The sequence below is a fragment of the Pseudomonas sp. TWI628 genome, assembly GCF_039673865.1.
Lineage (GTDB): Bacteria > Pseudomonadota > Gammaproteobacteria > Pseudomonadales > Pseudomonadaceae > Aquipseudomonas.
Map to the genome: position 1 here is coordinate 1 of NZ_JBDJMM010000010.1, position 24,145 is coordinate 24,145.

The following is a 24,145-nucleotide window of genomic DNA, read 5'->3' on the forward strand; positions in this document are numbered from 1 at the left end:
GACGGGCATCCATGCCCGTCACCTCCCTCCGCAAGACCTGCGTTCGGCCTCCTGAAGTCGCAATCTGCGTCGCCTGAACTACCGCGCGCTTAGAAGCAAAAGCAAGAGCAAGAGCAAGAGCAAGAGCAAGAGCAAGAGCAAGAGCAAGAGCAAGAGCAAGAGCAAGAGCAAGAGGCAAGCGGATCGCGGATCGCGGATCGCGGATCAGCGTGGCTTAAGGTCCAGCCTGCGCAGGTGGCAAGTCACTTCCTCACGGTCGTGATACAGCTGCTTGCAGGCAATCGATACCTTGATCTTGCGCGCCTTGAACGTCGCCTCCATGCGGTCAAGCAAACGACGCACCTCGGCATAGCGCTGCTTCATTGGCAACTTCAGGTTGACCACCGCCTCTCGGCACAACCCCTCCCCCAGCCACGTCTCGATCAGCGAGGTGGTCCGCGCCGGTTTCTCGACGATGTCGCAGACCATCCAGTCCACCGGCTGCTTGGGCTGCCACGTAAAACCGTCCGCCATCAGGTGCTCTACCAGCCCAGTCTCCATCAGGCTTTCGGCCATCGGCCCATTGTCGATGGCGGTGACCAGCATGCCACGGCGCACCAACTGGTAAGTCCAGCCGCCTGGCGAAGCGCCCAGGTCGACACCCTTCATGTCGTCGCCAAGGCGCTGCTCCCACTGCTCACGCGGGATGAACTGGTGCCAGGCCTCTTCCAGCTTGAGCGTCGAACGGCTGGGCGCCTCACGCGGGAACTTCAGGCGCGGGATGCCCATCGGCCACAAGGCGCTGTTGTTCGCCTCAGCCATGCCAACGAACACCCGACGACCGCTGATGAAAGTCAGCAGCAGCCGCGGCAAGCTGGGGTTGTCGACCAGGCGACCAGCCTTTTCCAGGGCCTTGCGCAGAGGCACTTCGAACTTGCGGCAGAACGTCGACAGCTCCTTGCCGTCGTTGCTGTCCAGCACTTCCAGCCAAAGGCTGCCAAATACCGGCTGCCCAGCCAGATGCTCCAGCAGCACGCTGATACGGTCGCTCTCTGGCAGCTCGATATAAGTGCCTCGCGCCCACTGGCGCGGGAAGATCAGTTGCGCGAAGCGCAGTTGGGCCATCAGGCGTTCGGCACCTTCGGCCTCGGCACAGACAAACTCGGCACAAGCGCTCTGCGGCTTGCCCTTGGCATAGCCGGCCACGCCCAACACGGCGGCATATTCGCTGATCTCGGCGCAGACCTCACCCTCGAAACCGGGCCGGCAATGCATGAACAGGGTATTCATCTCTCACTCCACTACGGCTGGCGCACTACGGGCGCCGGCAGGGCGGCGATGATAAAGGAAGATCGGAACCTGCGACATGCCCCGCCGGTCCAGAAAAGAGTCAGGGGCAGCAAACAGAGCTACCCTGACCCTTCAGCCAGGCCCGTGCCGTACGGGCCGAAACAGCGCGCTGGCACCGGCCATAACCCGCAGTGCCGGGCCCCGCCGCACAAGGAGTTGGCAATGCCCTCGCTCGATAGCCTGAACACCCTCCAGACCCTCCAGGTGGCTGACCGCACCTATCACTATTACAGCCTCGCCGAAGCCGCTCGGCAGCTGGGCGACCTGCAGCGCCTGCCCATGTCGCTCAAGGTACTGCTGGAAAACCTGCTGCGCTGGGAAGACGGCAAGACCGTCGCCACCGATGACCTGCGCGCCCTCGCCGGCTGGCTGCAGGAACGCCGCTCTGACCGCGAAATCCAGTACCGCCCGGCGCGGGTGCTGATGCAGGACTTCACTGGCGTGCCAGCTGTCGTCGACCTCGCCGCCATGCGCGCGGCCATGGCCAAGGCCGGTGGCGACCCTCAGCGAATCAACCCACTGTCGCCAGTGGACCTGGTGATCGACCACTCGGTGATGGTCGACCGCTACGCCACGCCACAAGCCTTCAGCCAGAATGTCGACATCGAAATGCAACGCAACGGCGAGCGCTATGCCTTCCTGCGCTGGGGCCAGAGCGCGTTCGACAACTTCCGCGTGGTACCGCCAGGCACCGGCATCTGCCACCAGGTCAACCTGGAATACCTCGGGCGCACAGTCTGGACCCGCGACGACGATGGTCGCACCTATGCCTTCCCCGACACCCTGGTCGGCACCGACTCGCACACCACCATGATCAACGGCCTTGGCGTACTCGGCTGGGGCGTGGGCGGCATCGAGGCGGAAGCAGCCATGCTCGGCCAGCCGGTGTCGATGCTGATCCCCGAAGTGATTGGCTTCAAGCTCACTGGCAAGCTGCGCGAAGGCATCACCGCCACCGACCTGGTACTGACCGTGACGCAGATGCTGCGCAAGAAAGGCGTCGTGGGCAAATTCGTCGAATTCTACGGCGATGGCCTGGCCGACCTGCCGTTGGCCGACCGTGCCACCATCGCCAACATGGCACCTGAGTACGGCGCCACCTGCGGCTTCTTCCCGGTCGACGAGGTCACCCTCGACTACCTGCGCCTGTCGGGTCGCCCAAGCGAGACGGTGCAGCTGGTCGAACAGTATTGCAAGGCGCAAGGCCTGTGGCGCCTGCCTGGGCAGGAACCGCTGTTCAGCGACACGCTAGCCCTGGACATGCATGACGTCGAGGCCAGCCTGGCCGGGCCCAAGCGGCCACAGGACCGGGTTGCCCTGGGCCAGGTTGGCCAGGCCTTCGACCACTTCATCGAGCTGCAACCCAAGCCGTTGGCCAAGGAGGTCGGCCGCCTGGAGAGCGAAGGTGGCGGCGGAGTGGCGGTCGGCAACGCCGATCAGGCCGGCGAAATCGACTACAGCCATGAAGGACAGACCTACACCTTGCGCGACGGCGCCGTGGTGATCGCCGCGATTACCTCATGCACCAACACTTCCAATCCCAGCGTGATGATGGCGGCCGGCCTGGTGGCGAAAAAGGCCCTGGAAAAAGGCCTGCAACGCAAACCCTGGGTCAAGAGTTCACTGGCCCCCGGCTCCAAGGTAGTGACCGATTATTACAAGGCCGCAGGGCTTACCCCTTACCTCGACCAGCTTGGCTTCGACCTGGTCGGTTATGGCTGCACCACTTGCATCGGCAACTCCGGGCCACTGGACGATGCCATCGAAAAAGCCATCGGCAGCGCCGACCTCACGGTCGCTTCGGTGCTGTCGGGCAACCGCAACTTCGAAGGCCGCGTGCATCCGCTGGTCAAGACCAACTGGCTGGCCTCACCGCCGCTGGTAGTGGCCTACGCGCTGGCCGGCAGCGTGCGCGTCGACCTGACCCAGGATGCACTGGGGACGGGCAAGGACGGCCAGCCCGTCTACCTGCGCGATATCTGGCCAAGCCAGCAGGAAATTGCCGACGCCGTGGCCAAGGTCGACACCACGATGTTCCACAAGGAATACGCCGAAGTGTTCGCCGGCGATGCGCAATGGCAGGCTATCGAGGTGCCACAAGCGGCCACTTATGTGTGGCAGGACGACTCCACCTACATCCAGCACCCACCGTTCTTCGATGGCATCGGCGGGCCGCTGCCCGAGATCAGGGACATCCAGGGTGCGCGCATCCTCGCCCTGCTCGGCGACTCGGTGACCACCGACCACATCTCCCCGGCCGGCAACATCAAGGCCGACAGCCCCGCCGGGCGCTACCTGCGCAGCAAGGGCGTGGAACCCCGGGACTTCAACTCTTACGGCTCGCGGCGTGGCAACCACGAAGTGATGATGCGCGGCACCTTCGCCAATATCCGCATCCGCAACGAGATGCTGGCTGGCGAGGAAGGTGGCAACACCGTGCATGTGCCCAGTGGCGAGAAGCTGTCGATCTATGACGCCGCCATGCGCTATCAGGCCGAAGGCACGCCGCTGGTGGTGATCGCCGGCCAGGAGTACGGCACCGGCTCCAGCCGCGACTGGGCGGCCAAGGGCACCAACCTGCTGGGGGTCAAGGCGGTGCTGGCGGAGAGTTTCGAACGCATCCACCGCTCCAACCTGGTGGGCATGGGCGTGCTGCCGTTGCAGTTCAAGGCCGGGCAGGATCGCAAGCAATTGGCGCTGACCGGCAAGGAACAGATCGACCTGCTGGGGCTCGCTGGCGCGCAGATCAGACCGGGCATGAGCCTGCCGCTGCGTATCACTCGCGAGGATGGGCAACAGCAGCAGATCGAGGTGCTGTGCCGGATCGATACGCTCAATGAGGTGGAGTACTTCAAGTCAGGCGGGATCTTGCACTATGTGCTGCGGCAGATGATTCGCAGCTGATTGGCTTGGCAGTTGTAGCGTCGGCGAAGATCGTGCGCCGCGCGGGGGGCGCTCGATCTTCGCTCCACCACAGAAAAACATCAGGCACCCGGCAGTAGCACTTTAATGGCCGGTCAGTCATCATGCCCCCGATTTGCCACAATATGGTCACAAATATGGACAATCTGCTGCGAATATCCAGTTTCCCATAGCGCACCCGCAATAGCGGCCAATTGCCACAGATCAACTAAATTAAATATCCATTCAATAAAACCAGTGGCTTGCCGATATCAGTCGAAAGCCTTGCGGATTATTCAACCCATGCGTAACAACCAGCCGATTACCCAGAGGGAACGGACCTTCCCTGCCCAACAACGGTTGATCTCCACCACCAATGCCAAGGGTGTGATCACCTACTGCAACGATGCATTCATCGAGATCAGCGGTTTCACCCGCGAGGAGCTGATTGGCGCCCCCCACAACCTGGTGCGCCACCCCGATGTGCCGACTGCGGTGTTTGCCCACATGTGGCAAACCCTCAAGCAGGGCTTGCCGTGGATGGGCATCGTCAAGAACCGTTGCAAATCCGGCGATCACTACTGGGTAAACGCCTACGTCACCCCGATTTTCGAGAACAACCAGGTCGTTGGCTTCGAGTCGGTGCGGGTCAAGCCTAGCGCCGAGCAGATCCGCCGTGCCGAGGCCCTGTACCAGCGCATCAACGATGGCAAGACTGCCATCCCGCGGCGTGATCGCTGGCTACCGGTGCTGCAGGACTGGCTGCCGTTCATCCTGATCAGCCAGGTCGGTTTCCTGATTGGCAACTGGCTCGGCCACTCGTGGGGCTTCGCCCTGGCCGCCGGCCTGTCGGTACCGCTCGGCCTGCTCGGCCTGAGCTGGCAGCAGCGTGGCCTGAAACGCTTGCTGCGCCTGGCCGAACAGACCACCTCCGACCCGCTGATCGCGCAGATGTACACCGACAGCCGTGGGGTACAGGCACGCCTGGAGATGGCCATGCTCAGCCAGGACGCGCGCATGAAGACCTGCCTGACCCGCCTGCAGGACAGCGCCGAGCACCTCAGCGAGCAGGCGCGCCAGTCCGATGTCCTGGCGCACAAGAGCTCCTCGGGCCTGGAGCGCCAGCGCGTGGAGACCGAGCAGGTCGCCGCCGCCGTCAACCAGATGGCCGCCACCACGCAGGAAGTGGCCAACCACGTGCAGCGCACCGCAGACGCCACTCAGGAAGCCAACCGCCTGACCAGCCAGGGCCGGCAGATCGCCGGGGAAACCCGCGACGCCATCGAGCGCCTGTCGACCGCCGTGGGCGAAACCGGCCAGACCGTGACCCAGCTGGCCAAAGACAGTGACGAGATCGGTGGCGTGGTCGATGTGATCAAGGGCATTGCCGACCAGACCAACCTGCTGGCACTCAACGCCGCCATCGAAGCGGCCCGTGCCGGCGAGATGGGCCGTGGTTTCGCCGTGGTCGCCGACGAAGTGCGCCAGCTGGCCCAGCGCACCGCCGAATCGACCGGGCAGATCCACGGCCTGATCGCCAAGCTGCAACAAACGGCCAACAACGCCGTACTGACCATGGAAACCGGCCACCGCCAGGCCCAGGAAGGCGTTGACCGCGTCATGCAGGCCGACCAGGCACTGGTCGGGATCAGCGAAGCCGTGGCCAATATCACGGACATGGCGACCCAGATTGCCGCCGCCACCGAAGAGCAGACTGCAGTGGCCGACGAGATCAGCCGCAACATCAGCACCATCGCCGAACTGGCCGACCAGACAGCCGAGCAGGCGCAGCATTCGGCGTTGCTCAGCGAGGAGCTGACCACCACTGCCGGCGGGCAGTATTCGCTGGTGGAACGGTTCAACCGCTAGTTCTGACCTAGGCGGTCACTGAACTGCGCCCCTGAGGCTGGACTTTTTGTCCAACGTCAGGGGCGCAGTTCACCTTACCAGTCCAGGGCCAGCCGGCTCTCGAAGTAACGCTCCTCGCCGGTCAGCGGGTCGGCAAAGCGCAAGCTCTGCGCCAGCAGTTTCAACGGCCGCTGATAGTCGTCTTCTTCCTTGAGCAATTCGGGATAGAACGGGTCATTGCAGATCCCCGCCCCCAACGCCGCCATGTGTACCCGCAACTGATGCGTCTTGCCCGTTACCGGCGACAGCCCGTAACGCCACAACTCGCCATGCTTCTCCAGCACTTCGGCAAAGGTCTCGCTGTTGGCCTCCCCCGCCACTTCGTGCATGCGGAAGAACGGCTCGCCATGCACCAGGCGACTTTTGTGCACCAAGGGGAATGCCTGCTGCGGCAACGCGGCAGCAATGGCTTGATAGCGCTTGTCGATCCGCCGCTCCGGGAACAACCGCTGATACGCGCTGCGCGTCTGTGGATTGGCAGAGAACAGCACCAACCCGGCCGTGTGCCGGTCGATGCGGTGCAACGGCACCAGATGCGGGTTGTCCAGGCGCCGGATCAGGCGGCGCAACAGGGTTTGCTCGACGTATTCACCCGTGGGTGTCACCGGCAGAAAGTGCGGTTTGTCAGCCACCACCAGGTGCTCGTCCACATGCAGGATGGTCTCCTGCACCGGGATCGGCCGCTCGTTGGGCACCTCGCGAAAATAGTGAAGGCGCATGCCGCGACGGTATGGCAAGTCGGCGGCAATCGCCCTGCCCTCGGCATCCAGCACCCGACCGCGCGCGAAGCGGTCGAGCCACTGCGCGCGCTCGATGGCCTTGAAATGGTCGCACAGGCAATCGAGCACCGTGGCCCAGTTGCCGGGCGGCAGGCAAACCGTACTGGCTTGCTGGTGGGCGGGGTCGAAAGGCGTAGTCATGGCAGGGCTCGAGCAATCAAAGCCAAGCATTATCCCCCAAGCCCGGTGCCTCAACCAGCCTCGACCATCCCCTCGCTATGCGCCTTCAACCAGCGCAGGACCTGCACAGGTTCCCAACGCCCGGGGTCATAGAGTGCGTAGACCAGGCCCTGGTAACCCACCACATCCAGCCCCCGATGGTAACCGGCACGCTGGAACAAGGCCTCGATTTCTGCAAAACAGGTATTGAAATGCACCTTGCCGAATGGCGTGCGGTCATCGGTGACCAGACCTTCGAAGCGCAATTCCAGCACGGCATCGCACACCCGCTCGACCGGCATGCGGTTGATGCTGTACTTGAGTTGCTCGACGTTGAGCATGGTTCCACCTCGATACTGTATTTATATACAGCATACGAAGAGTGACACCGCTGCGTCAATCGGCCAGGACGTCACTGCAAGCCTGGCAGGTAGCCCGTACCCTTGCGAATGGTCAGCACCTCGCGGCGCGGCGCGGCGGCTGACACCGACAGGTGAACCCAGCTGTCGAACTCGAGGATCAACTGGTCGAACGCCACGTCACTCTTGCTTATCTGCCTGACCACTTCCCGGTTGTCGACGCCGATCACCGTGAAATCCGCTGCCAGGCCTTGCACGTGCTGGCTGCCTCGCGCCCCGCCGACGCGCGCATTGACTGCCGCGCTGCGGTATCCGCTGCTGACGATGATGGGGCAACCCAACAACACCCGGACCTGCTCCAGCACTTGGCAAAGCAGGCGCAAATTACTCAGGACTGCAGGCGTAGGGGTGTTGTCCAACCCATCTCTCGCGGCAATTTGCGAAGTAGTCAGTTCTTCCAGGGAGAAATGTGGCGTGATCAGCATGACGGGGCTCTCGATGACAATGCAAAAGTACCGATGACCATTCAACGGTGCGACATCATCATTTCTGGCCCGCCGGCGATGCACGAGGGCAGGCCTTCCCTCTGCCCGTCACTGGGCGAGGAAGGCCACTACCTGCTGGGCATCGAATGGCCAATGCAGCTCTGCCGACGTATCGCTGCGCCGCAACACCGGAATGATCAGACCGTACCGCTCGAACAACGCCTGGTCATCGGCGATGTCGACCAACTCGATCAGCAAGCCGTGTTCAACGAAGGGCATCAGCACGGCTTCGGCCACTTCGCACAAGTGGCACCCGACGGTGCTGAAGAGTTGGCATTCAGGCAGCATGGAGGGCAAGTCCCGATTTGGCTGTAGGAAGAAACTCATTCTAAGTCTGTCCTGCCCCCTCTGCACCTGACCCTGCTCAATCCTGACTGGTGGCACCGATGCGGTGCAGCGACAGGTCCGCGCCCTGGAACTCCTGTTCATGGCTCAAACGCAAGCCATTTACCTGGCGAATCAGTCCGTACACGGCAAAGCCTCCGACCAGTGCGACCAGCACGCCCGCCAGGCTGCCCAGCAGTTGGCTTATCAGGCTGACCCCGCCCATCCCCCCCAGCGCTGCCTGGCCAAACACACCACAAGCGATTCCCCCCCACAGGCCGCACAAACCGTGCAGTGGCCAGACACCGAGCACATCATCGATCTTCCAGCGGTTCTGCGCGGCCGTGAAACTCCAGACGAACAGCACCCCGGCCACCAGCCCGGTGACCAGCGCACCAATGGGGTGCATGAGGTCAGAGCCGGCACAGATTGCCACCAGCCCGGCCAACGGCCCGTTGTGCAGGAAGCCCGGGTCGTTGCGCCCGGCCAGCAAGGCGGCCAGGGTACCGCCGACCATGGCCATCAGCGAGTTGATCGCCACCAGGCCGCTGACACCCTGCAACGTCTGGGCGCTCATCACGTTGAAGCCGAACCAGCCGATGATCAGGATCCACGAGCCCAGCGCCAGGAACGGAATGCTCGACGGGGCAAAGGCCACCAGGCGGCCGTCGCGATAGCGCCCCCGCCGCGCGCCCAGCAACAGCACCGCCGCCAGCGCCAGCCAGCCGCCCATGGCATGCACCACCACCGAGCCGGCAAAGTCATGGAACGGCGCACCGAAGCGGGCCTGCAGCCAAGCCTGCACGCCGAAATTGCCATTCCACACCACACCTTCGAAGAATGGGTAGATGAACGCCACGATCAGCGCCGTGGCGCACAGCTGCGGTGCGAAGCGCGCACGTTCGGCGATCCCCCCCGAGATGATCGCGGGAATCGCGGCAGCGAAGGTCAGCAGGAAGAAGCATTTGACCAGCGCATAGCCGTGCTCGGCAGCCAGTTGCGATGCAGGCTGCAGGAAATTCACGCCATAGGCGATCCAGTAGCCGATGAAGAAATACACCAGCGCGGAGATGGCGAAATCGCTGAGGATCTTCGACAGCGCGTTGACCTGGTTCTTGTGGCGCACGGTGCCCACTTCGAGAAAAGCGAAGCCGGCGTGCATGGCGAGCACCAGAATGGCGCCCATGAGGATGAACAGGGTGTTGGAGCCGTGGACAAGAGAGTCCATCGCGCTGTGCATGTTTTCCATGAAAGAGGCAGACCTGCTGAAAAAAAGCACCAGGACAGTTCAAGAACCTGCATCCCTGCACCGAATCGGTGCCAGCTTTTGCCCTGTTTTGCCGAACCGGGCGCGGCCTGCGTGGTTTTTTCTTGGGTTTGTCGTGGATTGGGTTAAGGTTTATCGGTATCCGCCAGGGTCGACGCCCTGGTTCGGCGCACCGCCCCGGGTTACGCCCCGCGTTGTGGCAAATCTCAGTAGCAAGGCCCATACCAGCACTGCCAGTGAACCTTCCACACTCCCGGTCACTCGAATAACCTACACACCTGCACACCTGCATAGGGAGAGCCCCATGGCCAGCAAATCGGCAAAGACTGCACAAGAGATATTGATGGCTGACTTCCAGGCCTTGGTTCGTGATACCGAGCGATTGCTGGCCGATACCGCCAACCTGGCGGGCGACCAGGCCGACGAGCTGCGCGAGCAGATCCACGATCGCCTGACCCAAGCCCGTGAAACCTTGCAACTGACTCAGGACTCGGTGCGTGAGCGCGGCCAGGCAGCCCTTGGCAGCGCCGAACAGTACGTCCAGGAAAAACCCTGGCAGGCCATTGGTATTGCCGCAGGCGTCGGCCTGTTGATCGGCCTGCTGGCCAATCGGCGCTGAGGAGTCCCCATGGAGAATGACAGCATTGGCACCAGCGCCTCGGGCAAACGCCTGGGCGCGGCGCTGCTGGGGCTGCTGCACAGCCACATCGAACTGTTCGGCATCGAGCTGCAGGAACAGAAAGCCCGCACCCTGAGCCTGCTGCTGTTCGCCGGCCTGGCACTGGTGTTCGCGCTGCTGCTGCTGACGGCCTTGTCCGGCTTGTTGCTGGTGCTGCTGTGGGACAGCTATCGCCTGGCTGGCATCATTGGCCTGTGCGTCTTCTATGGAGCGGCGGCGCTGTATTGCGGCCTGCGCCTGAAAGCAGCCGTGTTCGATGAGTCCTCACCCTTTGGTGCGACCCTCGATGAACTGGCCAAGGACCGGGAGCGCCTGTTGCCATGAGCCTGCCTGAGCTACCGAATACCCGTAACCCACGGGAACTGCGCAAAGCGTTGCTGCGCCTGCGCATGGAAATGCACCGCCAGGAGATTCGCCATGAGTCCGGGCAGCTGCTGCAACCCTTGCAGCGCCTGCGCGGCATGGGCAGCTCGCTGCATGACGGGCTGGGTATCAAACACGCGCCGTTGTGGGGCATCGGCGCCGTCGTGGCGTTGGGCTTTCTGACCGGCAAGGGAGTACGCAGCGGCAACCTGCACCGCCTGGTCCGCCTGGGAACCAGCCTGTTACCCCTGGTGCGCCTCTACCTGCAGGGCAATCGTCGCCCTTGAACGCTCACCGGCCCTGATCCCACAGGGCCGGTCTCGATCTGCCCCTTGCACGCCTGCTCACGACACCGGAAGCTATACCCTTCGATCGAAGGAGACCGCGCCTTGGACTGGCACACCCTGCTCACCCGCGAACGCCTCGGCAAAGCCCTCTACAGCGCCGAAGAACTGGGCCGCAGCCCTTTCCACAAAGACCATGACCGGATCATCTTCTCAGGGGCTTTTCGCCGCCTCGGGCGCAAGACCCAGGTCCATCCCGTTTCCAGCAACGACCATATCCATACGCGCCTGACCCATTCACTGGAAGTCAGCTGCGTTGGCCGCTCGCTGGGCATGCGCGTGGGCGAAACACTGCGCGCCAGCCTGCCCGAGTGGTGCGAGCCCAGCGACCTGGGCATGATCGTGCAGTCGGCCTGCCTGGCCCACGACATTGGCAACCCGCCGTTCGGCCACTCCGGTGAAGATGCCATTCGCCACTGGTTCCAGCAGGCCGCCGGGCGCGGCTGGCTGGACGACATGAGCGACGACGAGCGCGCCGACTTCCTCAATTTCGAAGGCAACGCCCAAGGCTTTCGCGTGCTCACCCAACTCGAATACCACCAGTTCGATGGCGGCACCCGGCTCACCTACGCCACTCTTGGCACCTACCTCAAGTACCCTTGGACGGCCCGACATGCCGATGCCCTCGGGTACAAGAAGCACAAGTTCGGCTGCTACCAGAGCGAGTTGCCGCTGCTCGAACAGATCGCCCGCAAGCTCGGCCTGCCGCTGCTCGAAGAACAACGCTGGGCGCGCCACCCGCTGGTCTACCTGATGGAGGCGGCAGATGACATCTGCTACGCCCTGATCGACCTGGAAGACGGCCTGGAAATGGAGCTGCTGGACTACGCAGAAGTCGAGGCGCTGTTGCTCGACCTGGTCGGTGACGATTTGCCGGAAACCTATCGCCAGCTTGGCCCTGCCGATTCCCGGCGACGCAAACTGGCAATCCTGCGTGGCAAGGCTATCGAGCATCTGACCAATGCCGCTGCGCGCGCCTTCGTCGAGCAGCAGCAAGCACTGCTGAGCGGGCGCCTGAGCGGTGACCTGGTCGAGCACATGCACGGCCCGGCCAAGCGCTGCGTACTGCAGGCCAAGGACATGGCACGCAACAAGATTTTCCAGGACAAGCGCAAGACGCTGCATGAGATAGGCGCCTATACCACGCTGGAAATCCTCCTCAACACGTTCTGCGCTGCCGCCCTGGAACAGCACGGCGGAGGTACCCCTTCGTTCAAGAGCCGCCGCGTGCTCGATCTGATCGGCAACAATGCACCCACCCCGCAAGACTCGCTGCACAAGGCGTTCCTGCGGATGATCGATTTCATCGCCGGCATGACCGACAGCTATGCCAGCGAGATGGCCCGGGAAATGACCGGGCGCTCAAGCCCGACCTGAAGACACGGCAGCGTCGCCCGGTGCAATACCGAGCGACGCTTGACCTTAGGAAACTTCCTACAAACAACACCTGCTCATTAAACGCCAACTAAACAAGCTGATAAAAAGTTACCAAAACAGCTTTGACAACGAAGCATGCTCTTACACTTCGTAGCCAAATTTGTACTAAGCTGTAAGCCGTTTCCCATATATAGCGAATCTCCCTGCTACGTATCCCTGCCGACTTGTAACTGGGGTAAGGTGCCTCCTGCCTCCGTCATCCGCCGCAGGAAACCTGAACATGAATACTGTATTTATTGTCGATGACCATCCTGTCATCCGCCTGGCTGTCCGCATGTTGCTTGAAAACCAGAACTACAAGGTCGTGGGCGAGTCGGACAACGGCGTGGAAGCCATGCAGTTGATTCGTGAAACCCAGCCTGAGCTGGTCATTCTGGACATCAGCATCCCCAAGCTCGATGGCCTTGAGGTCCTTTCGCGCTTCCAGGCCATGGCCCTGCCGCTGAAAGTCCTGATCCTCACTGCACAGTCTCCGGCGCTGTTCGCCGTGCGCTGCATGCACTCGGGCGCAGCAGGTTATGTCTGCAAGGAGGAAGACCTGAGCGAACTGCTCAGCGCAATCAAGGCCGTACTCGCCGGATACAATTACTTCCCCAGTCAGGCGATCCATAGCAATCACGAAACAGCGGACTCCGATTTGCGACTTTTCCGACTCGTTAACGATCGCGAACTTATGGTTCTGCAACTTTTCGCCCAAGGCCGCAGTAACCAGCAGATCGCCAAAGGCATGTTCCTCAGCAACAAGACCGTCAGTACCTACAAGAAGCGGCTCATGCAGAAACTACAGGTCGATACGTTGGTCGACCTGATTGAAATGGCCAAACGCAACGCCCTGGTCTGAGGTTTTCGATGGTGCAATTGATCGCCTGCCTGGCGCTAGTCCTGGCATTGGCCTGCGACCTGGCGCAGGCCTCATCCCATGAAGTGGTGCCCTACACCCTGCTGGCTCGCTCTGCGACGATGCCGCTGCACCCGCAACTGACGGAACAGCAACGGCAGTGGGTGCAGGGCCGTCATGCCCTGGTCCTGGGCACCTCGGCGCCCGACTACCCGCCCTTCGACATCACCAGTGGCGGGCAGATCTACCAAGGCCTCACCGCCGAATATGCCAACCTGATCGGCAGGGCACTGAACCTGCCGATTCAGGTCATGCGCTACCCCCACAGGCAGGCGGCGCTGCAGGCGCTCAAGCGTGGCGACATCGACCTGCTCGGCAGCGCCAATGGATACGAAGCGGCAACCGAAGGGCTGACGCTTTCACACCCTTATGCCGTTGACCAGCCTGTGCTGGTCACGCGGGAGGATGAACCGCGCGCCCTCAATGGCGGCCTGAATGGCATGCGCCTGGGCATGCTCTACCACTACCTGCCCCAGGAGGAAGTCCATGCCGCCTACCCCAACGCCGAAGTACTGGTTTTCGGCTCCTCCACCCAGGCCCTCAACGCCGTGGCCTTTGGCCAGGCCGACGTGTTCATCGGCGACACCATTTCGACCCACTACCAGCTCAATCGCGGGCACCTGCCACGCCTGCGCATGGCCAGTTTCGGCCAGCACGAGCACTTCGGCTTCAGTTTTGCCATGCGCGCCGAGGACGTGCAGCTCAAGGAGCTGGTCAATGCAACCCTCGACCGCCAGTCGGGCGCCGTGCGCACCAGCATCCTCAAGCGCTGGAGTGCTGGCAGTGACCTGCTGCTGAGTGATCGTCAGCTGCGGCTGACACCCGAGGAGGAGCAGTGGCTGGCCAGCCATCCGATGATGCAGGTCGCCGTCGACGAAACGGCGGCTCCCCTGTCCTACTTCGACGGCAATGGCCATTTTCGCGGGATAACCGCCGACCTGCTTGACCTGATACGCCTGCGTACCGGCCTGCGCTTTGAGGTACAGCGGGCCAATGGCATCGCCGACATGCTCGCCCGGCTGGAAAACGGCCACGTGAACATGATCGCCGCACTTGCCAGCGACGGTACCACCAACAAACACCTGCACCTGAGCCGCCCCTACCTCGAAAGCCCACATGTGCTGGTTACCCGCGCCGCAGATGAACAGTACGGTTCACTGATGCAACTGAACGGGCACCGCGTTGCCATCTCCCGTTACAGCAATCTGGACGACTTGCTGGCAACCCGCTACCCGCAGGTTGGCTGGATCGAGACCGAAAGCCCCTATTTTTCCGTCGCGCTGCTCAACAGTGGCGCCGTTGACGCGATGATCACCCCCTTGATCGATGCCAACCACGCCTTGGCCGGCAATACCGACCTGATCATTCGCAACACGGTAGGCAGCGAGCCCGCGATCTTCGCCATGGCCACCCGCGAACAGGACATGCCACTTGCCTCGATCCTCGACAAGGCCCTGCTGAGTATTTCGCCGGAAGAGCTGGGGGTCATCAACAACCGTTGGCGCGGCTACGATCTGCATGAAGATGCCAGCTGGCGAGCCTTGCGCCGCCTGATCCTGCAGGTGCTGCTGGGCACCGGCGTGTTACTGTTGCTGGCCCTGATCTGGAACGCCCGCCTGCGGGGGCAGATCAAACAGCGCCAAAGCGCCGAGCGCGCGCTGAGCGATCAGCTGAAGTTCATGGAAGCGCTGCTCAACGGCACGCCGCACCCGATGTACGTGCGCGACCGGGAAGGCCACTTGCAAAGCTGCAACGCCAGCTACCTGGAAGCCGTCCAGTCCCGCCTTGAAGACGTGATTGGCAAGCGCCTGGACGAGAGCCTGTTCGCCGACGCCGAGCACACGCGCCAGATCCAGGCCGACTACCAACAGGTGATGGCTGCCGGCATGCCGCTGATCATCGACCGCCCTTTGCGCGTCAGGGGTCGGGAAATCACCCTCTACCACTGGATCCTGCCCTATCGTGATTCGCTGGGTGAAGTGCAAGGGATCATCGGCGGCTGGATCGACATCAGCGAGCGCCGCAAGCTGGTTCAGGAATTGCGCGATGCCAAGCGCCTGGCCGACGACGCCAACCGCGCCAAGAGCACCTTCCTCGCCACCATCAGCCACGAGATCCGCACACCGATGAACGCGGTCATCGGCATGCTCGAACTGGCGTTGAGGCGTGCCCTGCAGGGGCAGGTGGACCCCACCTCACTGGAGGTCGCCCATCACTCGGCCAGGGACCTGCTTGGCCTGATCGGCGATATTCTGGATATCGTGCGTATCGAGTCAGGCCACCTGTCCCTCAGCCCGGAAGCGGTCGATCCCGCAGCACTGGTCGAGGCGGTTGGCCGCGTGTTCGATGGCCAGGCCCGGCAGAAGGGCCTGGCCCTGGACATCAGTATCAGCCCCAGTGCCCGCGGCCATGGAATGCTCGATCCACTGCGCTTCAAACAGATCTTGTCCAACCTTGTCAGCAATGCCATCAAGTTCACCGAGCAAGGGCAGGTCCACGTCACGCTCGGCTTGCGCGAGGAAGGCCCTGGCATCCCCCCTACGCTGGAGCTCGAGGTGCGTGACAGTGGCATGGGCATTCATGAAGATGACCTGCAGCGGCTGTTCAACCCGTTCGTCCAGGCCAACCTGCACAGCGAGGGTGCACGTGCAGGCACCGGGTTGGGCTTGGCCATCTGCCGCAGCCTGAGCGAGATGATGGGTGGAAACCTGAGCATCAAGAGCCTGCCGGGGTTGGGCACACAGGTTCGCCTGATGATGCCGCTGGAGCGCGTCGATGCCCCGGCGTCCCCGGTACCGGAAGTCGAAGAACTCGAGGCCCCTGCCCCCGACCTGAAGGTGCTGGTCATCGACGATCACCCTGCCAACCTGATGTTGATGGCTCAGCAACTGGGCTACCTGGGGCTCAACCATGCCAGCGCCAGCAATGGCCGCGAAGGCCTGGAAAAATGGCGGCAAGCGCCGTTCGACGTTCTGGTGCTCGATTGCAACATGCCGCACATGAACGGCTACCAGCTAGCCACTGCCGTACGCAGCGAGGAACGCAAGCGCGGGCGCCCGCGGTGCGTCATCCTGGGCTACACAGCGAACGCGCAACCTGAAGTCAGGCAAAAGTGCCTCAGCGCCGGCATGGACGATTGCCTGCTCAAGCCCATCAGCCTGCGCACCCTCAGCCAATGCCTGGCCAAGATCGCACCCCGGCGACGGCAAGCCAATGCCCCACCGTTCAGCCTGGCGGGCCTGGCCGGCATCGTCGGCAACAATGCCAGCAGCCGCACCCGTTTTCTCACCGCCGTGCACACAAGCCTGCAGGAAGACCTGGCATTGCTCATGAGCCTTGATCCCCAGCATCAGGCCGCCGAGATTCGCGAGCAGGCGCACAAGATCCTCAGCGCGGCACGGCTGCTGGAAGCGAAGGGCATGATGAAGGCCTGCGAGGCCCTGGAGGTAGCAACGTCGCCTGCAGCCTGCATCAAACTGCAGCGGCAGGTACTGGCTCGGCATATGCGCCGAGTGGAGAAAGCGCTGGCCAGCGAATTGACCCAGGCTTGACTGAGCGACGCCCGCGCAGGGCGCCGCTCAAGCACAGATCAGGAAGCCGGGTTGATCGGCTTTTCCGGATACCATGCGTCCAGCAGCGGGCTGACTTCGATGGTGGTCAGTTCGCTGCGGCCCTTGAGCCAGGCTTCAACAGTGGCACGCTGCTCTTCGCTGACCGAACCACGGTTGGCCAGGCAGACCAGACCGAAGTCATCACCGCCGACGTAGTCCAGGCCGTTGGCATCCATGGCTTCTGCCAGGAACGCGTCGAGGAAGGCATCGATGGCTTCGTCGGACAGGTCTTCCTTGAAACCCAGGTTCAGTTCGAAACCCAGCTCCTGGAATTCATCAACGCACAGCTTCTTGCGCAGACGACGGGAACGGTTGGTAGCCATGAAACAATCCTCTTGAGTATTAACGCGCGGCACTTTACCAGTTTCCGCGCTATAAAGGCGCTTTTCCGTCGAACGTGGCGCATGAACGCTGCGCTTGGGGCATAATGCGCTCTATATTTCACCCTGGGGTGATCATCTCTTACAGCCCCATTGTCTTTTTCCCTCGTCCGTAGGGTATTTAATCCATATGATCAAAAAGCTCCGCCCCCTCGTTCTCGCCGGCCTGCTGCTGCCGCTTGCTTTGCCCAGCCACGCAGCTGCCGTCAATACCTCCCTGCCGCCGAAAGTCCAGCAGGCGCTCAAGGCCAACAAGCTGCAGGACAGTGCACTGTCGCTGGTCATGCTGCCGCTTAACGGCCCAGGCTCGGCCACCGTGTTCAACGCCGATGTATCGGTCAACCCGGCCTCGACCATGAAGCTGGTCACCACCTACGCCGCCCTCGAACTGCTCGGCCCGACCTTCCAGTGGAAAACCGAGTTCTACACCGATGGCACCCTGAGCAATGGTGTGCTCAATGGCAACCTGTACCTCAAGGGCGGCGGCGACCCCAAGCTGAACATGGAAAAGCTCTGGCTATTGATGCGTGACCTGCGCGCCAATGGCGTACGCACCGTTACCGGCGACCTGGTGCTGGACCGCAGCCACTTCGTGCAGCCCAACCTGCCGCAGTTCGACGATGATGGCGGCGACGTCAACAAGCCGTTCCTGGTCAAGCCCGACTCGCTGATGATCAACCTCAAGGCCCTGCGCTTCGTTACCCGCAACGACGGCGGCAAGGTCACCGTCGCGGTCGAGCCACCGATCGCCAGCATCCACATCGACAACCAGGTCAAGGCCGTGGCCTCCAAGCAGTGCAGCGGCGACGTGCGCTACAACCCGGTGCAGCAAGCTGACGGCGCCAGCGTGACCGTCACCGGCCAGCTGGGCGATGGCTGCAACTCGCAGACCTACCTGTCGTTGCTCGACCACCCGACCTACGCTGCCGGCGCCGTACGGGCCATCTGGAACGAGCTGGGTGGCAGCATCCAGGGCCGTGACCGCATCGAGAACGTACCGAAAAGCGCTCGCCTGCTGGCCCGGGCCTTCTCGCCCGACCTGGTGGAAGTCATCCGCGACATCAATAAGTACAGCAACAACACCATGGCCCAGCAGCTGTTCCTGAGCCTGGGTGCACAGTTCCGTACCGACGCCGATGGTGACGACGCCCGTGCCGCCCAACGCGTGGTGCGCCAGTGGCTGGCGAAGAAGGGCATCACCGCGCCGCACCTGGTAATGGAAAACGGCTCGGGGCTGTCACGCGCCGAGCGGGTCAGCACCCGCGAGATGGCAGCGCTGCTGCAGGCGGCGTGGAACAGCCCGTATGCCGCCGAGTTCATGAGCTCGATGCCACTGGTAGGTATGGACGGCACCATGCGCAAACGCCTGAAGCGCACCGCCATGACCGGCGAAGGGCACATCAAGACCGGCACCCTGAACACCGTGCGGGCGATTGCCGGCTTCAGCCGCGACAGCAATGGCAATACCTGGGCGGTAGCGGCGATCCTCAACGATCCCAAGCCATGGGGCGCCTCGCAGGTGCTCGATCAGGTGCTGCTGGACCTGTATCGCCAGCCGAAGCTGAACAACAGCGCGACTGCTGCAGCGCCTTGATGCTTCGATAACCTGTACCGGTCTCTTCGCGGGCTTCCCGCGCAGCGACCGGTACAGGCTTCAGGTCAGTTCTGCCTCAACCCGGTCCCGGCCTGCCTGCTTGGCCGCATACACCCCGGCATCGGCCCGCAACAACAAGGCATCCGCCCCCTCCCCCAACCGCCACCCGGCCACGCCAAAGCTCGCAGTCACTTTGCCCACCCCATCGACCGGCACGCTGCGCACCCCTTGCCACAATTCCATGGCCAGCATCCGCGCCTGCTCGGCATTGCTGCCCGGGCACAGCACCATGAACTCCTCCCCACCCAACCGGCAGAACACATCGGTGCGGCGCAAGCGCTGGCCAATCCGTTGGCACAAACAGCGCAGCACATGATCACCCACGGCATGGCCGTATTGATCGTTGATCCGTTTGAAATGGTCGATGTCGAGCATGATCACGGCCAGGTCCAGCTCATCACGCTGGGCGCGATCCAGTTCGACCTTCAGTCGTTCCTGAAAATAGCGGCGGTTATGAATGCCGGTCAGCGCATCGGTCACCGACAGCGCTCGCAACTCTTCCTCCACCCCTTTGAGGTCGGAGATATCGGTCAGATAGCCATGCCACAGCGTGCAGCCGTTTTCGCCGACCTCCGGCGTTGCCTCGCCGCGCACCCAACGCAACCCGGCACGCGGCAGGCGCACCCGGTACTCTTCGCGCCACGGTGAAAGGTGTTCGGCGGAATAACGCACCGAACGGCGCACCCGCTCCAGGTCATCAGGATGAATGCGCTCGAATACCACCGAGGCATCCTCGCGCAGCAACTGCAGGTCGACCTCGTAGATGTCGAACAGCCCCTGGCTGGCATAGGGGAAGCACGAGTGGCCATCGGCGTCCAGACGGTATTGATAGATCCCGCCCGGCACTTCCGCGCTGAGCTTCTCCAGCAAGCGATCACGCAGGGCCAGGGCCTCGTGCACCCGGCGCCGCTCGGTCACATCGATGCAGATCGCCAGGTAGCCGACCCAGAGACCCTGCTCATCGAGCACGGCAGTGACCAGCATGTTGGCCAGCAAATGGCTGCCATCCTTGCGCACCAGGGTCCACTCGCCCGGCTCGCCGCCACTTTCCTGAATGGTCTCGGCGAACATCGCCTGGCCTCCAGCGATATGCCGCCCATAGCGCAGGCTCAAGGCATGGGCGCGCTGGCTGAGCTCTTCAGGCATCACCAGATCTTCCAGCTGCAGGTGCCCGATGGCTTCACAGGCCGAATAGCCGAGCATGCGTTCGGCACCGGCGTTGAAGGTGCTGACCTCGCCCTTGAGGCTGGTCGCGATGATCGCCACCTGGGTCGCGGCATCCAGTACGCTGCGCAACTGGTTGTGGGTCTCACGCAACGATTGCTCGCTGACCCGCAGTTGCGCCGTGCGCTGCTCGACCAGGGTCAAGGCTCGCTGGCGCTGGCTGAACAGGTTGTACAGCAACGTGCTCAGCAACAGGCTCAGCAAGCCGCCGAGCAACCCCACAGCCAAGGCGGCGGTGGACGGGTTGGCCTGCAGGAATGCCTGGCTAGGGCGAATGTCGAGCTGGAAGTGGTGGTCGGCAAGGCGCAGCAACTGGGTGCTGACCAAGGCCAGTGCCGCCACCGGGTTCTGCGAATCAAACAGCACTTCATGGCCATCGCGCCCGCTCGGGTCGATGATGCGCACCACCAGGTTGTCATCCGCAACGACAGGCAGGCCTTCAGTGACCAACTGGCGCATGTTCAGCAAGGCCATGACATAACCCGCTGGCGGGTCATTCGGCCGTGCATCGGAGAACACCGGTGCGACCATGAGCAGCCCGCGGCTGAAGTCGGGGGCGACGTTGAGCATGTCCAGCGGTTCGGAAACCGCCATGCTGCCTGGCTGCAGTGCCCGGGCCAAGGTCTGCTCGCGGGCCGGCTGGCTGCGCAGGTCGAGCCCGTAGGGTTGCCCCTGCATATCGCCGGCCTGGGTATAGAGCACGGGGTAGTAATAGGCGCGCTGTGGCGAAGGGTGCCAGTTACCGGCGCCGTCCTCCTCGCGGATCTGGTAATCCTGCCCCAGCCAGGCACTGGCCTGGCGCTCGAACTCGCGCCGCTGCGCGGCCTCGACCCGCGGCGCCCAGGAATAGGCCTGGGTCCGCTGCAGCAAGGGCCGGGCATAGCCATTGAACTCGCTCGGGGTGATTTCGCTGGAGTAGGTGAAGAAGCGCCGCAAACCATCCAGGCGTTGCTCCTGGTCGTCGAAGCGCTCGGCGATGCGGCTATGGCGCTCGCTGGCCAGCAGCTCGAAGCGCTGACGCAACTGCTGCTTGTAGAACGCCTGCGCGGCCAGCGCCAGGCCCGCCGACAGCAGGACGCCGGCCACCAACGCGACCAGCGCCACCGCCCAGGCAGCCATCGCCTCGCTGCACAGGCCCAGCACCTTCGCACGCACGCCCCACTTCGACATAGATCGATCTCATCACGTCAGCGTCCTGCGAATCTTCTGGCCCTGTGCTGAGTTATAGCTATTGGCCATTAGGCGCGCAATGCGCCTCGTCGAATTAACGCAACTGCAGGCGCCAGGCGCGGTGGATGCGGTTGTTGCGGGCGAAGTCCGGGTCCAGGGTCTGGGCGCTGATCTCCTCCACCGCATAGCGCGTGCTCACATGTTCATCGAGCTGGAACTTGCGGAAGTTGTTGGAGAAATACAGCACGCCACCGGGCGCCAGGCGGGCCATGGCCAGGTCGAGCAGTTGCACATGGTCGCGCTGGACGTCGAACACCCCTTCCATGCGTTTGGAGTTGGAGAAGGTCGGCGGGTCGATGAAGATCAGGTCGTAACTGTCGCGGTTGGCCTCCAGCCAGGCCATGACGTCGCCCTGCTCCAGGCGGTTACGCTCGGAGAAGCCGTTCAACGACAGGTTGCGCCGTGCCCAGTCCAGGTAGGTTTTCGACAGGTCGACGCTGGTGGTGCTGCGGGCACCGCCCTTGGCCGCGTGCACGGTGGCCGTGGCGGTGTAGCAGAACAGGTTGAGGAAGCGTTTGCCGTTGGCCTCGCGCTGGATGCGCATGCGCATCGGGCGGTGGTCGAGGAACAGCCCGGTATCGAGGTAGTCGGTAAGGTTGACCAGCAGCTTGACGCCGCCTTCGTTCACTTCCTGGAAGCGACCTTCGGTGGCCTGGCGCTCGTACTGGCGGGTGCCGCTCTGGCGCTCGCGGCGCTTGAGCACCACGCGCTGCGGGTCGATGTTCAGTGCCTGGGGGATTGCCGCCAGGGCATCGAGCAGGCGTGCCTGGGCCTTGTCCGGGTCGATGGAGCGCGGGGCGGCGTATTCCTGCACGTGCACCCAGTCCTGGTAGAGGTCGACTGCCAGGGCATACTCAGGCATGTCGGCATCGTACAGGCGGTAGCAGTCGACCTGCTCGCGGCGGGCCCACTTGCCAAGCTGCTTGAGGTTCTTCTGCAGGCGGTTGGCGAACATCTGCGCGCCTTCCGACAGGCGTGCCGGCTCGCTGGCAACCGCCGCTGGGCGACGCGTCTCGCCATTGTCGGCCTGGGCCTCGCGGCGCTCGCCGGTGACGAACTGGTCAGGCTGGACCTTGAACAGCAGCAGCTTGCACGGCAAGGCGCCGTTCCAGAAGGCATATTGCTTGTGGCTGCGGATGCCCATGCGCTTGCCCAACTCCGGTGCGCCAGTGAACACCGCCGCTTCCCAGCCCATGCAGGCCTGGCGCAGGCGCTCGCCAAAGTTCTGGTAGAGGTACAACAGGCTGGCCTCGTCACCCAGGCGCTCACCGTATGGCGGGTTGCTGATGACCAGGCCTTTCTGGTTCTGGTCCGGGCGTGGCTCGAAGGTGCTGACTTCGCCCTGGTAGATCTTCACCCAGTCGCCCAGGCCAGCACGCTCGACGTTGTTGCGCCCCGGCTGGATCAGCCGTGGGTCGGCCTCATAACCGCGAATCCACAGTGGCGGCTTGGCAAGGCCCGCTTGCGCGCGGGCCAGGCCCTCTTCGTGGACCTTGCGCCAGGTGGCCGGCACATGGCCGAGCCAGGCACTGAAGCCCCAGCGCTCACGCTTGAGGTTGGGCGCGATGTCGGCGGCAATCATCGCCGCCTCCACCAGGAAGGTACCCACACCGCACATCGGGTCGGCCAGGGCGCCGCCTTCGGCGGCAATGCGCGGCCAACCGGCGCGGATCAGCACCGCAGCCGCCAGGTTTTCCTTCAGCGGCGCGGCGCCTTGCTGCAGGCGGTAGCCACGCTGGTGCAGGCTGTGGCCTGACAGGTCGAGCGAGAGGATCGCCTCGCCACGGTCCAGGCGCAGGTGCACGCGTACATCCGGGTCGACCTTTTCTACCGAAGGGCGCAGGCCCTCACGGTTGCGCAGCTTGTCGACGATTGCGTCCTTGACCTTGAGCGCACCGAAATGGGTGTTGTCGATGCCCGAGCCATGGCCGCTGAATTCCACGGCCAGGGTGCCATCGGCGGCCAGGTGGTCAGCCCAATCGACAGCGTTCACGCCATCGTAGAGGTCGTCGGCGTTCTTCATCGAAAAGCGCTTGAGCACCAGCAACACGCGGTTGGCCAGGCGTGACCAGAGGCACAGGCGGTAGGCGGTTTCCATGTCGGCGGCGCCGCGAATGGCCGAGGTGTGCTCACGCACTTCATCCAGGCCGAGGCCTCGGGCCTCTTCGGCAAGCAGGCCTTCCAGGCCTTTGGGGCAGGTGAGATAGAGTTCGAAACGGTCCGACATGAGTTTTCCAGCGCCTTGGGCTATGTAAGTGACGAGGCGACGCATCGCCTTGCCGATGTTTGCCCGAACGCCCTTCCAGCAAGCGTCCGAGTGGCCTTCCCGACTGCGTCATCGCAGCCGGGGGCCGGGCCGCCTGATCAATCTGCCGCTCACCAGGTGGCAAAAACAGCTTAGATCATCAGGCAGTACCAATAATTTCCGTCGACTTCAGGGCCCGTGTGACCCTTCGTCGCATTACCAGATATTTCTGTCATCTCGTCGCAACGCTGGCGAAATGACGTCAAGGTTCGGCAAACCCTGATCATAGCGGGCTCAACGCCAAACAAGGTTGAGTCGCATTTATTTACTTATCCCTTCACCCTTGGAAAGGTTACGTGCTTATGACAAATCGATCATTCACAGGGTGACCTGCATTCGTTAGAACTGGTCTCAGGCCGCTTCGCAACGAGGCGGCACCTTCAGCTCGCCACGCCGGCAGCGAGCGCAAAACCGGCAGAAAGACTCTGCCCGGCCTCGGAGAGGCCGAC

18 protein-coding genes are annotated in these 24,145 nt (G+C 63.1%); 9 read left to right on the top strand and 9 right to left on the bottom strand.

From position 1 onward, the window contains the following. Positions 1-204: 204 nt before the first annotated feature. Positions 205-1,269, bottom strand: a complete 1,065-nt coding sequence (gene rlmM, locus ABE528_RS09495) for a 23S rRNA (cytidine(2498)-2'-O)-methyltransferase RlmM (RefSeq protein ID WP_152955829.1) — start codon at positions 1,267-1,269, stop codon at positions 205-207. A gap of 222 nt (positions 1,270-1,491) precedes the next feature. Here rlmM and acnA point away from each other — a divergent pair, with 222 nt between their 5' ends. Both acnA and ABE528_RS09505 read left to right on the top strand, forming a co-directional pair. Beyond that, positions 1,492-4,233, top strand: coding sequence for an aconitate hydratase AcnA (acnA, locus tag ABE528_RS09500; RefSeq protein ID WP_346652780.1), 2,742 nt, complete (start codon positions 1,492-1,494; stop codon positions 4,231-4,233). A gap of 300 nt (positions 4,234-4,533) precedes the next feature. Continuing rightward, positions 4,534-6,099 carry a PAS domain-containing methyl-accepting chemotaxis protein gene (locus tag ABE528_RS09505; protein ID WP_152955827.1) on the top strand — a complete coding sequence of 522 codons (1,566 nt, stop codon included), beginning with the start codon at positions 4,534-4,536 and terminating at the stop codon, positions 6,097-6,099. 74 nt (positions 6,100-6,173) lie between these two features. Here ABE528_RS09505 and ABE528_RS09510 read toward each other — a convergent pair whose 3' ends face one another. The 5 genes from ABE528_RS09510 to ABE528_RS09530 all read right to left on the bottom strand — a co-directional run bounded on the left by ABE528_RS09510 (position 6,174) and on the right by ABE528_RS09530 (position 9,553). Beyond that, positions 6,174-7,058 carry a pseudouridine synthase gene (locus tag ABE528_RS09510; RefSeq protein WP_152955826.1) on the bottom strand — a complete coding sequence of 295 codons (885 nt, stop codon included), beginning with the start codon at positions 7,056-7,058 and terminating at the stop codon, positions 6,174-6,176. Positions 7,059-7,108: 50 nt separating this feature from the next. Continuing rightward, a complete protein-coding gene (locus ABE528_RS09515) occupies positions 7,109-7,417 on the bottom strand; it encodes a transcriptional regulator (RefSeq protein ID WP_346652781.1) in 309 nt (102 codons plus the stop codon). Between the two features lie 71 nt (positions 7,418-7,488). Then, positions 7,489-7,920: a D-Ala-D-Ala carboxypeptidase family metallohydrolase gene (locus tag ABE528_RS09520; RefSeq protein WP_346652782.1), complete on the bottom strand. Its 432-nt coding sequence runs from the start codon at positions 7,918-7,920 to the stop codon at positions 7,489-7,491. 108 nt (positions 7,921-8,028) lie between these two features. After that, a complete protein-coding gene (locus ABE528_RS09525; RefSeq protein WP_346652783.1) occupies positions 8,029-8,268 on the bottom strand; it encodes a glutaredoxin family protein in 240 nt (79 codons plus the stop codon). A 76-nt stretch (positions 8,269-8,344) separates the two neighbouring features. After that, positions 8,345-9,553, bottom strand: coding sequence for an ammonium transporter (locus ABE528_RS09530; RefSeq protein WP_152955822.1), 1,209 nt, complete (start codon positions 9,551-9,553; stop codon positions 8,345-8,347). Positions 9,554-9,875: 322 nt separating this feature from the next. Between ABE528_RS09530 and ABE528_RS09535 the strand changes: the two genes are divergently transcribed. The 6 genes from ABE528_RS09535 (at position 9,876) to ABE528_RS09560 (ending at position 16,843) form a co-directional block, all read left to right on the top strand. Then, complete coding sequence (locus ABE528_RS09535; protein ID WP_110631147.1) at positions 9,876-10,190, top strand: YqjD family protein; 315 nt, start codon at positions 9,876-9,878, stop codon at positions 10,188-10,190. A 9-nt stretch (positions 10,191-10,199) separates the two neighbouring features. Next, a complete protein-coding gene (locus ABE528_RS09540) occupies positions 10,200-10,574 on the top strand; it encodes a phage holin family protein (RefSeq protein WP_152955821.1) in 375 nt (124 codons plus the stop codon). Continuing rightward, on the top strand, positions 10,571-10,900 hold the full coding sequence (locus tag ABE528_RS09545; RefSeq protein WP_152955820.1) for a hypothetical protein: 330 nt from the start codon (positions 10,571-10,573) through the stop codon (positions 10,898-10,900). Before ABE528_RS09540 ends, ABE528_RS09545 begins: the two co-directional genes overlap by 4 nt. Before the next feature lie 102 nt (positions 10,901-11,002). Further along, positions 11,003-12,334 carry a deoxyguanosinetriphosphate triphosphohydrolase gene (locus ABE528_RS09550; RefSeq protein WP_346652784.1) on the top strand — a complete coding sequence of 444 codons (1,332 nt, stop codon included), beginning with the start codon at positions 11,003-11,005 and terminating at the stop codon, positions 12,332-12,334. A gap of 280 nt (positions 12,335-12,614) precedes the next feature. After that, positions 12,615-13,235 carry a response regulator transcription factor gene (locus ABE528_RS09555; RefSeq protein WP_152955818.1) on the top strand — a complete coding sequence of 207 codons (621 nt, stop codon included), beginning with the start codon at positions 12,615-12,617 and terminating at the stop codon, positions 13,233-13,235. An 8-nt stretch (positions 13,236-13,243) separates the two neighbouring features. Continuing rightward, the gene (locus ABE528_RS09560; RefSeq protein WP_346652785.1) at positions 13,244-16,843 is read left to right on the top strand and encodes a transporter substrate-binding domain-containing protein; all 3,600 of its coding nucleotides are present in this window, start codon (positions 13,244-13,246) and stop codon (positions 16,841-16,843) included. 38 nt (positions 16,844-16,881) lie between these two features. Here the strand turns inward: ABE528_RS09560 and ABE528_RS09565 are convergent, their stop codons facing one another. Beyond that, a complete protein-coding gene (locus tag ABE528_RS09565; protein WP_027919421.1) occupies positions 16,882-17,226 on the bottom strand; it encodes a YggL family protein in 345 nt (114 codons plus the stop codon). A gap of 187 nt (positions 17,227-17,413) precedes the next feature. On the opposite strand from ABE528_RS09565, the gene dacB reads away from it, so the two are divergent. After that, the gene (gene dacB / locus ABE528_RS09570) at positions 17,414-18,877 is read left to right on the top strand and encodes a D-alanyl-D-alanine carboxypeptidase/D-alanyl-D-alanine-endopeptidase (protein WP_346652786.1); all 1,464 of its coding nucleotides are present in this window, start codon (positions 17,414-17,416) and stop codon (positions 18,875-18,877) included. Between the two features lie 60 nt (positions 18,878-18,937). Here dacB and ABE528_RS09575 read toward each other — a convergent pair whose 3' ends face one another. Both ABE528_RS09575 and rlmKL read right to left on the bottom strand, forming a co-directional pair. Next, positions 18,938-21,331, bottom strand: a complete 2,394-nt coding sequence (locus ABE528_RS09575; protein ID WP_346652787.1) for a diguanylate cyclase — start codon at positions 21,329-21,331, stop codon at positions 18,938-18,940. A gap of 94 nt (positions 21,332-21,425) precedes the next feature. After that, positions 21,426-23,618, bottom strand: a complete 2,193-nt coding sequence (gene rlmKL / locus ABE528_RS09580; protein WP_346652788.1) for a bifunctional 23S rRNA (guanine(2069)-N(7))-methyltransferase RlmK/23S rRNA (guanine(2445)-N(2))-methyltransferase RlmL — start codon at positions 23,616-23,618, stop codon at positions 21,426-21,428. Positions 23,619-24,145 lie beyond the last annotated feature (527 nt).